The sequence below is a fragment of the Micromonospora sp. NPDC005298 genome (assembly GCF_040607375.1).
In the GTDB taxonomy this organism is placed as follows: domain Bacteria; phylum Actinomycetota; class Actinomycetes; order Mycobacteriales; family Micromonosporaceae; genus Micromonospora.
Genome location: NZ_JBEXGP010000001.1, coordinates 287465 through 300199 on the forward strand (window position 1 = coordinate 287465; position 12735 = coordinate 300199).

Genomic DNA, 12735 nt, shown 5'->3' on the forward strand with positions numbered 1-12735 from the left:
TGAAGGGCTGGCGACGCAACCCGCGACCGGTCAATGTCTGCGCTGACCAGGCCGGTCGCGGGTTGGGTCGCGGTGACGCGACCGGTCGCGGGTGGGCCGCGACCGGTCAGGCGGCCTTGCGGCGGGTGATCGCGGCGTCGATGTCGTCGGCCTTGGCTCCCTTGAGGGCCTTGCCGGACCGTTTGACGTCAACGCTGCGTACACCGAACGACCGGACCTGAGCCGAAACCGACTCGGCGGTCACGTCCGCGTACGCCTCGGGAAGCCGGTCGGCGAGGCGGGCCGCGATCTCTTCCCACTGCGCGCCGGTCTCGCCGCGCTCGATCACGCTGCGGACGTCGGCGAGCACGTCGCGGACCTGCCGGGCGACGTCCTCGCCGGCCGCCATGCCGGACAGCGTGCCCGCCGCCTCGCGCAGCTTCCGGGCGGCGATCAGGATCTTCTCGGCGTCGTCGGCGTCGGCGAGGTACGTGCGCACGGTCGGGGTGGCGTCGGACGCGCCGCGCAGGATGCCGACGCCCTTGTAGCTGGGCAGCAGCGTCGACGAGTCGTAGCCCTCGGAGTTCGCCCCGGCCCCAAGGACCAGGTCGGAGACGTTCCACGAGCCGGTGCGCAGGGAGAACCGGACCTGGTGGTTGTCGCGGAAGCTAATGAACTGCGTGGCGACCTGCCCGCCGCCGACGCCCGAGGGGCGTTGGGTGGCGTCGACGAACCCGACACCGGCCGCCGGGGCGACCTTGACCAGGTAGACCAGCAGCGACGCGATCTCCTTGCTGATGTCGCCGAGGTCGAAGTACTCCTGAAACTCGTCCAGCACGACCAGCCGCACCGGCATCCGGTACTTCGGGTCACGGGCGATCTCGCGGGTCAGCTTGCCCTCGGGGCAGATGTCGACCGGCAGCTTGGACAGCCGCTCGTACCGGTCCTGCACGTCGGCCTTGATCTCGCGCAGCGATTCGAGCGCGATCTCGGCGGGGTCACCGTCACGGGTCATCGCCAGACCGAACGCATACCGGTCGGCGACCAACGCGAACTTGCGCCAGTCCGGCTTGCCGCCACCGTCCAGAACAGTCAGCTTCACGTACGGGTCCAGCGCCGCGTACAGGGCCAGCGCGCGGGCGGCGAACGTCTTGCCCTGCCGAGGCTGCGCGCCGATCAGGATGCTGTTCCACATCAGGTCGACGCTCACCTTGTTGCCGCGCTCGTCCAGCCCGAACGGAGCGGGCTGCCAGATGTCGGTGGGCTTGCAGCGCAGCAGCGGCGTGCGGCCTGCCCCTTGGGCGAGCGGGTCGCGGTCGGCGACCCACAGCGTGTGCCGCCGGTGCGACGACGGGTCGCGGGTGATGAACACCTGCGAGACCGCGACGTCCAGGCCCGAGGCGATCGCGCCGCGTGCCTTGACCGCGTCGTCGAACGTCTTGCCGTAGGGCAGGTCGATCGACACCTGGGAACCGGTGCCCGAGGCGTCACGGGCCATGGTCGAGCCGAACCCGATCTGCTGGTGCGCCTTGTCCGGGTGTCCGAGACCAGCGGCGTAGTAGGCCCGCAGGATGATGTCCGGGTTCACCCGGCGGAAGCGGCCCGAGACGGTGGCCGGGGTGATGATGCGCCGGTCCTCCGGGCGGCCGATGTGTGCCAGGAACGCGACCAGCAGGCAAGCGGTCAGGACCAGCGCCCACACCGGGGCGACGGCGTAGAGCACCGGGCCGCCGACGCACACGGCAACGGCCTCGGCGGCGAGCACGATGCCGCGCCACATGCGGGTGGCCTTGACCTCGCGGTGCAGCTTGAGCCACATGGCGGGGTCGTTGGCGTCGGCGGCGGCCTGCCGTAGCCCGTACTGCTCCGACACCCACCACCACTTGAGCTGGCGGCCGATCAGCCGGAACGTGCCGACCCCGGCCCAGAAGGTGGCGAGGGTGGCGTACTGAGGTGCGCGGACCGCGTGGAAGCCGGCACGGTAGCCGGTCAGGGCGGCTGCCTGCGCGAGGCTGTGCCGGATGTTCGGCCACGTCGACCAGTTGGCCGGCACGATCGGTCGCTTGCCCGAGGCGTCGACCGGCGGCGGCTCGACCGGCATCCCGCCGCGCTGCGGGGTCTCGTCAAGGTTCACCTCGAAGTGCGTGCCCGCCTCGGCGGCGGCCCGGCGTGCCCGCTTGGCGTCCAGGTCGACCACCTCGGCGACGTCGGCCTCGGCGGCGGTCCAGTCGAAGTTCTCGGGGTTGGGGTTGGGCGTGTTCACGGCGTTGTCCTCCGGTCTCAGGCGGCGATCACGAGGGCGGCGACGAACAGGAACAGGTAGTGAAAGGACTGATCGAGGGCGTACGAGCCGGTGCCGAGCGACGGGTTGTCGTCGAGGCCGGGGCGCGGGATGCCGAGGGCGTAGAACTTCGTGGAGCCGCACAGGTCGGCGAGGCGCTTGAGCGGGGTGCGCCGGTCGGCGATGTAGTGCGTGACGGCGGAAATCGTGAGTCCGGCGGCGACCTTGCCGGGGCTGACGTCCAGGTCGGTCGACAGCACCAGGGCGGCGAGGGCGACCAGCGCGGTCAGCGTGTAGGTGGTGACGTGCGCGGCGCAGGCGATGCGGCCGGGCCAGCCGGGGCGGCCCTTGCAGTCGGCCTGGTGCTGGGTCTGAATCCAGTGGTCAGCGACCTGGTGAGCGACGAACAGGGCGACGAACACAGCAGCGAACGCGGCAGTCATGATGGAGGTCTCTCCTGATGTCTGGTGACTGATGGGAGGGCCGGTGACGCGGCGCTTGCTTGGCGGCGGGTGGCCGCGTCACCGGGCGAAGTCAGGCAGCGGCGAGGGCGGGCTTTACGGCAGGTACCGGGGCAGATGGTGACGCATCGGTGACGCGCAGGGCGGCGAGGTGACGCCGCGCGGTCGAGACCGAGACACCGGCCTTGGCGGCGATCTCCGAGACCGGCGCGTCGGGCATCTTGGCGGCGGCCTTGGCGACCTTCTCGGCCGACACCGGGCGCGGCGTGACGCGCTTCGCAGGCGTCTTCTTGACGACCGCAACCGGTGCAGGCTCGGTGGCGGGCAGCTCCGGTCCCCAGATGTCCTCATTGGTGTAGACCGGCTTTGGCTCGACCAGGTCGGCGGGGGCCGGGGCCGGCTCGTCGACCGCTTCGGCCTCGGTCGCGGTCTCGGTGAGGGTGCGGATCCGGCCGCCGATCTCGACCAGGCTGATCGACGCGACCACGATCAAACCGTCGACGCTGAACGGCAGCAGGTAGGCCGACGAGTCGGCCTCGCCGTACCGGGTGGCTACGCCGACCATGTGCCAGTACGACACCCACGCCGCGATGCCCGCGATGACGGCGGTTGCGCCGAGGCGCACGGCGGACAGCGCGCCGCGCCGGGCCGGGATCCGGGAGATCAGCTCGACCGCCAGCAGCAGCGCCACCGGCGACCAGGCGGAAATGGCCTGACTGATGACGTTGTCGGCGGCGTGAAGCACGTTGCCCGCAAGCGACGCCGCGATGCCGAGGGTGAACACCGAACGGACACCCCACCCGATGCGCTTGAGGCGCTTAAGGTCCTGAGTCATCACGCGACCGCCTTCCGAGCGGCGGGACGTGCGGCCAGCTCGGCGGCGACGCGGGTCACGCGGGCCTCGGCCCGGCGCAGTCGACGCCAGTCCAGCGGCGACGGGCCGCCCTCAGCGGTCAACACTCGGATCTCGGCGTCAACCAGGTCGATCTCGGCCTCGATTAGCGGCATCTCGGCCTCGATCGCGGCAAGGTCGGCGGCAGTAGGACCTTGGAGATCGGACGGCAAGTGCTTCCTGTGCATCGGTGGATTCCTCTGCTGCTAGGTGCGCGGCCCAGAAGGCCGGTCCGCCCCGCTGGGCTGTGACCTACGCAACCTAACAACTGATATGCAACCAGGTCAACTGTTAGGCTCAAACTCGGCCGTGACCAGGCAGAACACAAGACAGCGGCCTACCATCTGGTAGGCCGCTGGTAGGCTTTTCAGGTTCCCTGGCTGCCGTGAGATGCGAGGTCCCGAGACATGACGTCCCCCGAACCCCGGCTGTCTAGGTCGGAAGCGCTGCATCTGCAAGTAGCCCGCAAGCTGCGGAACGACATTGAGGCCGGGATACTCCGGGACGGGGAAACGCTGCCGTCTACCCGAGAGCTAGCCAAGCAATGGGACGTAAGCGTCTTCACCATTACCGAGGCAATGCGACTCCTGGCCGATGAAGGATTGGTGGTCAGCAAGTCCAGGTCTAAGCGTGTAGTGCACGCACCGGACCAAGGTCGCCGTAACGAGATACGGCTGCCGCAGCCGCAGGTAATCTTCGTGGGCGGCTATGCCGGGAGTGGCAAGACGGAGCTAGGCAGAATTCTCGCCAAGGAAACTGGCTGGCCGATGCTCGACAAGGACACGCTTACCCGACCAGTCGTCGAGGCTGCGCTAGAAATTCTCGGAATGTCGCCGAATGACCGTGAATCCGAGAGGTATCTAACGCTGATTCGGCCCCGAGAGTACGAATCTCTGATGGCTGCCGCGCTGGAGAACGTTGGGTGCGGAAATAGCGCCATCGTAACCGCCCCGTTCATTCGTGAGTTCAACGACGCATCTTGGATCTCCCGCACCGGAGCGATGTTTACCGGCCTCAAGGCTGTCACTACGCTGGTGTGGGTCTACTGCGATGCCGACTCGATGAATGGCTATATCAGGCAGCGAGGCGCAGCGAGAGACGGAGCAAAGCTTGCCGACTGGCCGGGTTACGTCGCCAGCATCAACCTTGACTTCCGGCCCTCGGCCTCTCACGTAGTCGTGAATAACTGCACGTCAGGCGAACCGCTGCAAAGTCAGGCCGTAGCGTTGCTTAAGACCGTCCTCGACGGGAAGCAACCATGACTCCGGGCGTGATTCTCTACGGTCCGCCAGCCGCAGGAAAAGACACCGTTACGCAAGAACTGGTCAAGCTGCGAAACGACTACGCGCCCTTCCGTCGTATCAAGATAGGGCATGGTCGGACGGACGGCTATCGGATGGCAACAGATGCCGCCGTCGAGCACCTACGCGCGAGTGGTGACATCCTCTGGGAAAACAAGCGCTACGGATCAACGTACATAGTTGACTACACCGCGTTGGCCGATGAGCTTTCACGGCACATTCCTGTACTACATTTAGGGCAGCCGGACGGAATCAACGCCGTACGGAACGCTTTTCCGTCCGGCTCTTGGATCGTTGTCTACATCTGGTCATCTCGAAGCATCGCAGCAACACGGATCGAGGCGCGGCAAACTGGTGATATAGCGGAGCGGCTCGCAGCGTGGGACGCCACCCCGTTAGTTGACGCAGACGTTGAAATCAACACCGGTGAACTGTCCGCCAAGCAAGCTGCTCAACGCATCGATGACGCTGTCCGGCTAGACGGCCCACTGCCCCCCATGTCCCCCGTGTCCCCGGTGTCCCCCGAGGGGTCTTGAGCTGTGGACATGACAGGGACAGCTAGGTGGGTAGCTGTCCCCCGGCGGGCGGTGGCGGGACGCGCACCGTTACTCGTTTCTGGGATTCGGGAAACTCCGGAAGAGGGCACGGAGGGCATCTGCCGCCTCGAAGTTAAGTTTCTCGAATTCCGTTAACGCATCGTCGATTCTGCAATTGGCAGACTCGTACGACTCGGAGAGCAAGTCCTGCAAATGCTTTTCAGCCGCCTCTCGCAAACCGTCCGATGGTTCCGGCTCCAAAATCCGTTCAGGAGGCGTCCAATTAAGAGGCGCTTCGCGCTCCTTCTTCCAGGAGCGCAGCAAATCTGCTGAGTAGCGGTCACCAGCAAGGCGGTCGACGACTGCGTGGTGAGCAAGGCATAGTAAAATTAGATTAGAGAAGGAATTTGCCTCCTTCGCTGTCATCGAAACAGAGAAGCGCGGAGATCTTGGTGTGACCCCTGATATGTGGGCAATATTCGCGTTGAGTGCCGGCACCCCATCGACAAGCCGGACGATGGGCTCATCGCAGTCGGGGTAATAGCACTTCCCCTTGGAAAGGGCAATAAGTCCGAGCTGATCCGACCGATTGATTACCATGGTTCACCGTCCGCTTGTCGAGCGCTAGCGTCGTTCGCCTCGTCGTTCCTGGCCGGGCCGGCAGGGCGGGGGCGTTGCTCCGGCATGTGAACTTCGATCATATGAAACCTCATAGCCGAAAGAAGGCGAGCCTTTGATTTCTCTGATTCCCCTCGTTGACTCTGTCCATCAAGTGCAGCTTTTGAAGAAGAGATCAAGCACACGTTAAGCTCGCGAGCTAGCTTGACTACAGTCTCGTGACCAAATAACTCAAGATCACGCAGGCCGGTTCTGAATCTTCGACTTGCAGACATGTATGCGGCAACGTGCGGAGAGGCGGCGGACGCTTCGCTAGCACTTCCGACTTGGATCTTCGGCAGTTTAGTGCCGGCGAGATCCCGATTCGCGTCCATCCACTCGTCGGCAGCCTCGATCAGTCGCGTATACGCGCTCCTGCGTTCGGACCACAGCACCTTGTTTCGGTCTTCCAGAGCGACATGCGCCCACTTCTCCAGCTCGGTCAAGCGTTTCAACTCAGCTTCTCTCGCCAGCCAACGCAGTTGCCTCTTGCTTGTGAGGTACTGAATTCCTCCAGCAACCAGCGCGCCAAACAACGTACCGCCAACAGCTATTAAGCTGATCAGGTACGGGTTTACAGCTTGAGCTGCCATACCGGGCGTGGCTCCTTGTTGAACTCGACGGGGGGTTCCTCTAGTGGCCCCAGTATGGGCGCTCGTGTCACGCAACGAGCTCTCAGGTGCGCATACCGCCGTGTCCGGGCCATTGCCGGGCCATTAGGGCCGGCCATACAAGGCCACGCCAGGCCACTCGGTACCGCTGCCACCTGGGATACCAGCAGGCCACGAAGGGATCTTGTACGGTTCCCAAGCTGACAGTGCGGGTTCGATTCCCGTCACCCGCTCCACGCACGGAAGCCCTGGTCACGACCGACGGTCCGACCAGGGCTTTCGCGTCCACTGAGCTGGGATGGCCTGCCGGCGCCGCAACCGCTCCGCCGGTGGCTGCTACCCCGCCGGGCCTAGTACCACTGGGTGCAGTGGGCGCCGCCGATCGTGCTCTGGACGCACGCGCGGACAACGTACGGGACCGTGTCGTTGAAGACGCCCGTGTAGGTCGTGGAGTTTCCGAACTGCACGGACCTGCGGCCCAGTGGCCCGTCCCAGGAGGCGCCGCCGTTGGCCGAGCGGTCGATCCAGACCTGGGTGCCGGCGCCACCCGAGCCGAGAGCCCACGCGCAGCGGGCGGGAGCATTGAATCGCAGTTCGATGGTGCCGACGGTCTCCAGTCTTCCGTTCTGGTCTCTGTACGATTCCTTGCGCACCGGGTTGAACCACTCACCCCGGCCGGCCCAGGTCTCGGCGAGTCCGAGGTCATTGTCACCGCAGCCGGGATTCCGATTCACGCCGGTCTGCCAGATGGCGACATGTCCAGGCGCGTACAGGACGAGATTCGCATCGTTCTGCATTTCCAGAACGGTGTTCGGTCGCCCGCCCGTACCGGACGACCACACCGGTACGTTGCCCGGCGCGCGAACAACCAGGTTGCCGTCGCCCTGCATCCGGAGCACGGAGTTCGGTGTACCGGTGTTGGTGGCCCAGAGCGGTTTGTAGTTGGGCATCGAGTAGACGACAGCATTGCCGTCGCCCTGCATGATGAGGCGGTACAGACCGTTCGGTGACAGCAGGGCCTCGTTGGGGCCGAGAACGACGTCCGGCCCCAGGGTGAGCGTCAGGTCGCGGGCCTGCGCCGGTGCCGACGTCAGCAGCAGCCCGACAAGGCAAATGCAGAACGCTGACATTCCCGCGACGATTCGGAATAGCGTGTTTCGCATCTTGACCTCTCCGTGTCATCGACAATCATGAATACGGAGACATGTTTCAACACGGCAGAGAGGTATGTCAATGTCCGACTGGCGCTTCGTGCCTGTTTTTCATTCAGTGTGAATTCATCTTCATGCTCGCGAACGTGGTCCTCTCCGGAGACGTCCTGGTCGGCGCGGCGCGCGCTGTGGGGCGAGGTGTGCCCAGACGGGCCGGAGGTCGTCCAGCACCCGAAGGTGGATGCCCGCGTCGGCGTGGCACTGCGGCAGGTCACCCACCGGCTCGGCAGGGCCGAGGGGTGTCACCGGTTCGACACCCGTCGGTCCCCGAGCGCCGCCGATCGGGACGACAGCGACGCCGGACGATGTGGTGAGAGCGGCTAGGTCAGGAGTTGGATGCGGGGCGGCTCATGGCTGTGGGCGACGGGCTCCGAACAGTGCTCGCACCTGTGCGCCTCCGGGCGGACGGTGTTGGACTGCGTCGAGAAGGTGCCCGACTGGACCGGTTCCGGGCAGAGGTAGCCGAGGTGCAGCCGGACCCACGGGACGCGGGTCAGGGCGAGTGATGGCTGGTCCCGTTTGGCGTCGTGGAAGGGCGACCACCAGTAGTCGACCACGACCCGCAGGAGCGTCCGTTTCTCTTCGGAGGTGCGGTCGAAGGCGGAGATCCGGGCAGCCGCCGGGTGCTGGCCGGTCCGGCTGTCGCCGGAGCATGTGCCGTGTTCCGCGCCGTGTCGCAACCTTGTCGTACGGCCGGTCCTTCGACAGATGAAGCAGTCGAGGCTGAGTTCGACGTCCCCTGTCCAGTGCAGGTTGTGGAAGGGCGAGTCGCTGACAGTCAGCACAGCCGTGACTTCGACGGATCGCAGCATGGCTCGATCCTGTCAGTGTGGCGCTCGGCTGTGCCGCCAGCCGGGGTCGAGCGGCCGGGACCCGGCCGTCCACGCGTCCGACCGCAGCCCGGGAGCGGATCGTCGGCGGGCACGTGACGGCGTGGTGATCTCAGTAGCATGCGCGGATGCGCCAACCAGTGATCTTCGACCTGTTCCACACCCTCGTTCACGGCGCCGATGACGAGCGTGACCGGGTGGTCGGCGAGATGGCGCTCATAGTCGGGGTGGCTCCGGCCGCCCTGGTCGCGGCGTACCACGCCACCTGGCGTGACCGGCTGGTCCGGTGGGACGTGGAGGAGACAGTCCGCATCCTCGTCGGACGTCTCGGCGGCACGCCGACCGACGAACAGGTGACGCGGGCCGGTGCACATCGGCGGGACCTCGCGCGCCGGGTACTGGGCGGCGTCTCGACCGCCACCCTCGACGTGCTCGACGCGCTCCGCGCCGACGGGCATCCGCTGGCCCTCATCAGCAACGCCACCTCGGAGACCGCCGAGGCGTGGCCGCGGAGCCCACTCGCCAGCCGCTTCGACGTCGCGGTCTTCTCCTGTGCGGTCGGGTTGGCCAAGCCCGATCCGGCGATCTACCACACCGCCGCTGAGCGGCTGGGCGTCGCGCCGGCAGCGTGCGTCTACGTGGGCGACGGCGCAGACGGCGAGCTGGCCGGCGCGGCAGCGGTCGGCATGACGGTGCTGAGGACCACGGAGCACAACGACACCGACCCGAGCTGGGGCGGGCCGGCGTTCGCGGCCCTCGGCGACCTGCCCACCCTGCTGCACGAGCCGTCTCGGGGGTGAGATCGACTGCCCGGGATCGTCAACGGCGCACCCGATAGCGCAGGTGGAGCACCCGATTGCCCGGAATCACCACGTCGGGATCCTCCAACAGGTGCTGCGCGTGCACCGACCCGAAGTAGCGCTTGCCGGACCCGAGCACGACCGGTACGACGTCCATGCGTACCTCGTTGACCAGGCCTGCGGCGAGAACCTGGCCACCGACGTCACCAGCGGCGACCTCGACCATGCGGTCACCCGCGAGCTCCTGCGCCTTGGCCACGGCCGCCTCGACGCCGCCGACGAAGTGGAACGGCGCCTCGGGGTCCCAGCCGTCGGGCGCCGGCCGGTGCGTCACGACGACCACGTGGTCGATCCCGCCCGGAGGCTTCCCGTCCCAGCCGTCCGTCATGTCGAAGACGTGCCGGCCGACGATCGTCGCCCCGATCTGGTCCCAGTACGGCCGGATGTAGTCGTAGGACGTCTGCGACACCTTCAGCTGGCCGCTGGAGTCCAACGGGAGGTCACCGCTGGACAACCAGTCGAACAGCGGGCCGGGCTGGTCGTTCTCGTCCGCGACGAACCCGTCCACCGACACCGAGCTGTACATGACCACCTTGCCCACGGGGCTCTCCTCTGCGTTGGGATGCCCCAAGTTAGCGTGGCGCGAGCTGTCGCTCTTGTAAGAAATCAATCCACCGGCAGCGGCCAGCCGTCCATCGCGTGGCCGGGATGTTCGCGCAGGAAGCGCCGCCGGACGTCGAGGTACCGGGTCGGTGTGAGGCCGGTGAACGCCCGGAACTCGTGGCCGAAGTGGGCCTGGTCGAAGTAGCCCGCGCCACAGGCGAGGTCGCCCCAGTCGATCGGTCCGGCCGGGTCGATCGCGAACACGGTGGCGGCGAAGCGCCAGGTGCGGGCCAGCCGCTTCGGCGTGACGCCGACGAGTTCCTTGAACCGCTGTGCCAGATGGGTGTTGCTGACACCGGCTGCCACGCTCAGGTCCCCGATCGCCACCGCCCCGCTGGTCACCGCGATGACGCTGCTCGTGTGGCGGACCAGCCCCAGGCCGGCGGTCCCACGCAGCCGTCGCAGCAGCTCCTCCTCAAGCAGCGTCAGCATCTCGTGGGGTCCGTCCGCCGTGGCCAGTCGGTCCCGCAGCTCGGCAACGGCGGGTCGGCCCCAGACCTGCTCGATCGTCACCGGCCGGTCACACAGCTCGGCGGCGGGCATCGGCAGGAACGGCGCGAGCCCCCACGGCTTGACGTGCACGCCGACGGACCGGGTCCAGGGCGGGTAGCCGAACTCCAACGCGCGGGTGGGTGTGGTGATCACGCAGCCGTCGGCGTACCCGGTCGTCTCGATCTCGGTGCCGGCGCGGATGCGGAACGGCGCCCCGAGGTTGACGATGAGCAGCGCCCCCGGCATCGGTGGCAGCATCAGCCGGGCGTACGGCGGTGCGCCCTCCAGGTAGTAGAGGTCGTCGATCAGTCCGTCCAGCGGCGGTCGCGGCACTCTGGACACGTACTCCACGCCCACAGCATCGCAGGCCGCACCCTGTTACCCGTCGCTGCGGCACGGGCGAGGGTTGGCGTTGCGCAGCCGGATGCCACTGAAGCCGACCGAACTGTCGGTCACGACGTCCCAGAAGGGCCAGAGGTTGTCCAGCACCCGAAGCTGGATTCCCGCTTCCGCGTGGCACCCCAGAAGATCACCCACCGGTTCGGGTGGGCCGAGGGGTGTCACGGGCTCGACGGCCACGAACGCGTGCGGTTCGGGCGCGCCGAAGGGTCGGAAGCGATCGGCTGGCAGCCGGTACGCGAACAGTCGCGCCTGCCGCAGCGCCTCCAGCCAGCCGTACTCGATCGCATGGACCCGCTCGCCGCAGCCCGCTCCGATGACACGGTCACGGTCCGCTCGGGAGGTGGTGGGCAGCACCCACGCCATTGCCCGTGGGCATTGGCGCGGGAACCAGTAGTCGGGAGCCCGGTCGTGGTCGACGGCCCACACGTAGGCGTCCGGCTGCTGAGCGGTCGCGGCGACGTGCGGGATGAACCGCGTGATCGTCGGGTCCTCCGAGAAGTGCAGCACCTGCCCGGGCTCCGGTCGCATGCCGTTGTCTCTACCTGGCGAGGGTCACCGGCTCAACGGGATTCTCACGATCCGCGCCGCGGGTGTGATGAGCTGGGCCGATACTCAGCGTGTCTGTGGATTACCGGCGTGTTTTCCACAGGGCTGTGTGAGTCCGCCAACCGAGCGGCATGCTGCGTTCCCGTCTGGTGCGGGGCGATGGGAGGCAGCAGTGTCGGAGAGGCAGAACAGCGCTGACGGCGAAGGGCGGGGTCGGTCGGCGCGGGAGTGGGTCCGCGACATCACCGCCCTTGTCGCTGCCCTCGCTGGACTGGTGGCAGCCGCAACGACGCTGTTCGTCACGGTGACGGGTCGGTGAGTCCCCGTCAGTTCGTGGTGACCGTCGGGCCGCCGCCGCTGCCCCGGTCGTCGAGCACGAGCGGGGCGCGGCCGTTCACCTCGTACCGGATGTGGGTGACCTGCGGGGTGTGGATGACCCGGGTCGGGGTCAGTTCGATCGCCTCCCTGTCGCCGAGGTCGAGGTCCGCGTCGAACAGCCGCAGGCCGGTGCCGAGCACGACAGGTACGACGTGCAGCTCCAACTCGTCGAGCAGGCCCGCCTTGAGGACCTGCCGCACGAGGCTGCCGCCTCCGGCAACGGCGACGTTCTTACCGCCGGCCGCGGCGCGCGCCTGCTCGACGGCGCTGGCCACGCCGTCGGTGACGTAGGTGAAGCTGGTGCCGCCCTCGCGCAGCAGGGTCTGGCGGGGGCGGTGCGTGACCACGAAGACCGGCGCCCGGAACGGCGGGTCCGCGCCCCACGGCACCTCGCCGCCGTCGGCCATCCGGCGGCCCATCACGTACGCGCCGGCCGCCTCGAACGTCTCGGCGACCACCGCGGAGTTGGTGTCCTGTTCCCCACCGGCGAAGCCCTGCCGTTCGCGCCACGACATCGCCTCCGTCACCCAGCGGGTGACCCGGAAGAATCCCGCGCTCTCGGCCGAGTCCATCCAGTTGCCGTCGCCGGTGAACTGCGGGCCGGCGTAGAACCCGTCGGCCGACACCGAGAGCTGTGCGGTCACCTTCGTCATCGCGTTCGTTCCTCTCCTCGGGCGGCACCCGCGCCGGGTGCC

Annotated in this window: 15 protein-coding genes; 3 read left to right on the forward strand and 12 right to left on the reverse strand. The window is 67.3% G+C overall.

The window, feature by feature from the left end; all coding sequences use genetic code 11:
• Positions 1 to 106: 106 nt before the first annotated feature.
• From ABZS77_RS01415 to ABZS77_RS01430, 4 genes are all read right to left on the reverse strand, one after another.
• A complete protein-coding gene (locus tag ABZS77_RS01415; protein ID WP_354815390.1) occupies positions 107 to 2242 on the reverse strand; it encodes a cell division protein FtsK in 2136 nt (711 codons plus the stop codon).
• Between the two features lie 17 nt (positions 2243 to 2259).
• A complete protein-coding gene (locus ABZS77_RS01420) occupies positions 2260 to 2703 on the reverse strand; it encodes a DUF3307 domain-containing protein (RefSeq protein WP_354815393.1) in 444 nt (147 codons plus the stop codon).
• 91 nt (positions 2704 to 2794) lie between these two features.
• Entirely contained in the window at positions 2795 to 3556 is a 762-nt protein-coding gene (locus ABZS77_RS01425) for a DUF2637 domain-containing protein (RefSeq protein WP_354817068.1), read from the reverse strand.
• Positions 3556 to 3801, reverse strand: a complete 246-nt coding sequence (locus ABZS77_RS01430; protein WP_354815396.1) for a DUF6284 family protein — start codon at positions 3799 to 3801, stop codon at positions 3556 to 3558. Before ABZS77_RS01430 ends, ABZS77_RS01425 begins: the two co-directional genes overlap by 1 nt.
• 219 nt (positions 3802 to 4020) lie before the next feature.
• Here ABZS77_RS01430 and ABZS77_RS01435 point away from each other — a divergent pair, with 219 nt between their 5' ends.
• Both ABZS77_RS01435 and ABZS77_RS01440 read left to right on the forward strand, forming a co-directional pair.
• On the forward strand, positions 4021 to 4875 hold the full coding sequence (locus ABZS77_RS01435; protein ID WP_354815399.1) for a GntR family transcriptional regulator: 855 nt from the start codon (positions 4021 to 4023) through the stop codon (positions 4873 to 4875).
• Positions 4872 to 5450, forward strand: coding sequence for a kinase (locus tag ABZS77_RS01440; protein ID WP_354815402.1), 579 nt, complete (start codon positions 4872 to 4874; stop codon positions 5448 to 5450). Before ABZS77_RS01435 ends, ABZS77_RS01440 begins: the two co-directional genes overlap by 4 nt.
• A gap of 69 nt (positions 5451 to 5519) precedes the next feature.
• Here the strand turns inward: ABZS77_RS01440 and ABZS77_RS01445 are convergent, their stop codons facing one another.
• The 4 genes from ABZS77_RS01445 to ABZS77_RS01460 form a co-directional block, all read right to left on the reverse strand.
• On the reverse strand, positions 5520 to 5876 hold the full coding sequence (locus ABZS77_RS01445) for a hypothetical protein (protein WP_354815405.1): 357 nt from the start codon (positions 5874 to 5876) through the stop codon (positions 5520 to 5522).
• A gap of 167 nt (positions 5877 to 6043) precedes the next feature.
• On the reverse strand, positions 6044 to 6700 hold the full coding sequence (locus ABZS77_RS01450) for a hypothetical protein (RefSeq protein WP_354815408.1): 657 nt from the start codon (positions 6698 to 6700) through the stop codon (positions 6044 to 6046).
• A 368-nt stretch (positions 6701 to 7068) separates the two neighbouring features.
• Complete coding sequence (locus tag ABZS77_RS01455) at positions 7069 to 7881, reverse strand: hypothetical protein (protein WP_354815411.1); 813 nt, start codon at positions 7879 to 7881, stop codon at positions 7069 to 7071.
• Between the two features lie 368 nt (positions 7882 to 8249).
• A complete protein-coding gene (locus ABZS77_RS01460) occupies positions 8250 to 8741 on the reverse strand; it encodes a hypothetical protein (protein WP_354815413.1) in 492 nt (163 codons plus the stop codon).
• A 146-nt stretch (positions 8742 to 8887) separates the two neighbouring features.
• Between ABZS77_RS01460 and ABZS77_RS01465 the strand changes: the two genes are divergently transcribed.
• Complete coding sequence (locus ABZS77_RS01465; RefSeq protein ID WP_354815415.1) at positions 8888 to 9559, forward strand: HAD-IA family hydrolase; 672 nt, start codon at positions 8888 to 8890, stop codon at positions 9557 to 9559.
• A gap of 19 nt (positions 9560 to 9578) precedes the next feature.
• Here ABZS77_RS01465 and ABZS77_RS01470 read toward each other — a convergent pair whose 3' ends face one another.
• The 4 genes from ABZS77_RS01470 to ABZS77_RS01485 all read right to left on the reverse strand — a co-directional run bounded on the left by ABZS77_RS01470 (position 9579) and on the right by ABZS77_RS01485 (position 12693).
• A complete protein-coding gene (locus ABZS77_RS01470; RefSeq protein WP_354815418.1) occupies positions 9579 to 10160 on the reverse strand; it encodes a dihydrofolate reductase family protein in 582 nt (193 codons plus the stop codon).
• Positions 10161 to 10225: 65 nt separating this feature from the next.
• The gene (locus ABZS77_RS01475) at positions 10226 to 11065 is read right to left on the reverse strand and encodes a helix-turn-helix domain-containing protein (RefSeq protein ID WP_354815421.1); all 840 of its coding nucleotides are present in this window, start codon (positions 11063 to 11065) and stop codon (positions 10226 to 10228) included.
• Between the two features lie 27 nt (positions 11066 to 11092).
• Positions 11093 to 11644, reverse strand: a complete 552-nt coding sequence (locus tag ABZS77_RS01480; protein WP_354815424.1) for a DUF6886 family protein — start codon at positions 11642 to 11644, stop codon at positions 11093 to 11095.
• A gap of 344 nt (positions 11645 to 11988) precedes the next feature.
• On the reverse strand, positions 11989 to 12693 hold the full coding sequence (locus tag ABZS77_RS01485) for a dihydrofolate reductase family protein (RefSeq protein WP_354815427.1): 705 nt from the start codon (positions 12691 to 12693) through the stop codon (positions 11989 to 11991).
• Positions 12694 to 12735: the final 42 nt, after the last annotated feature.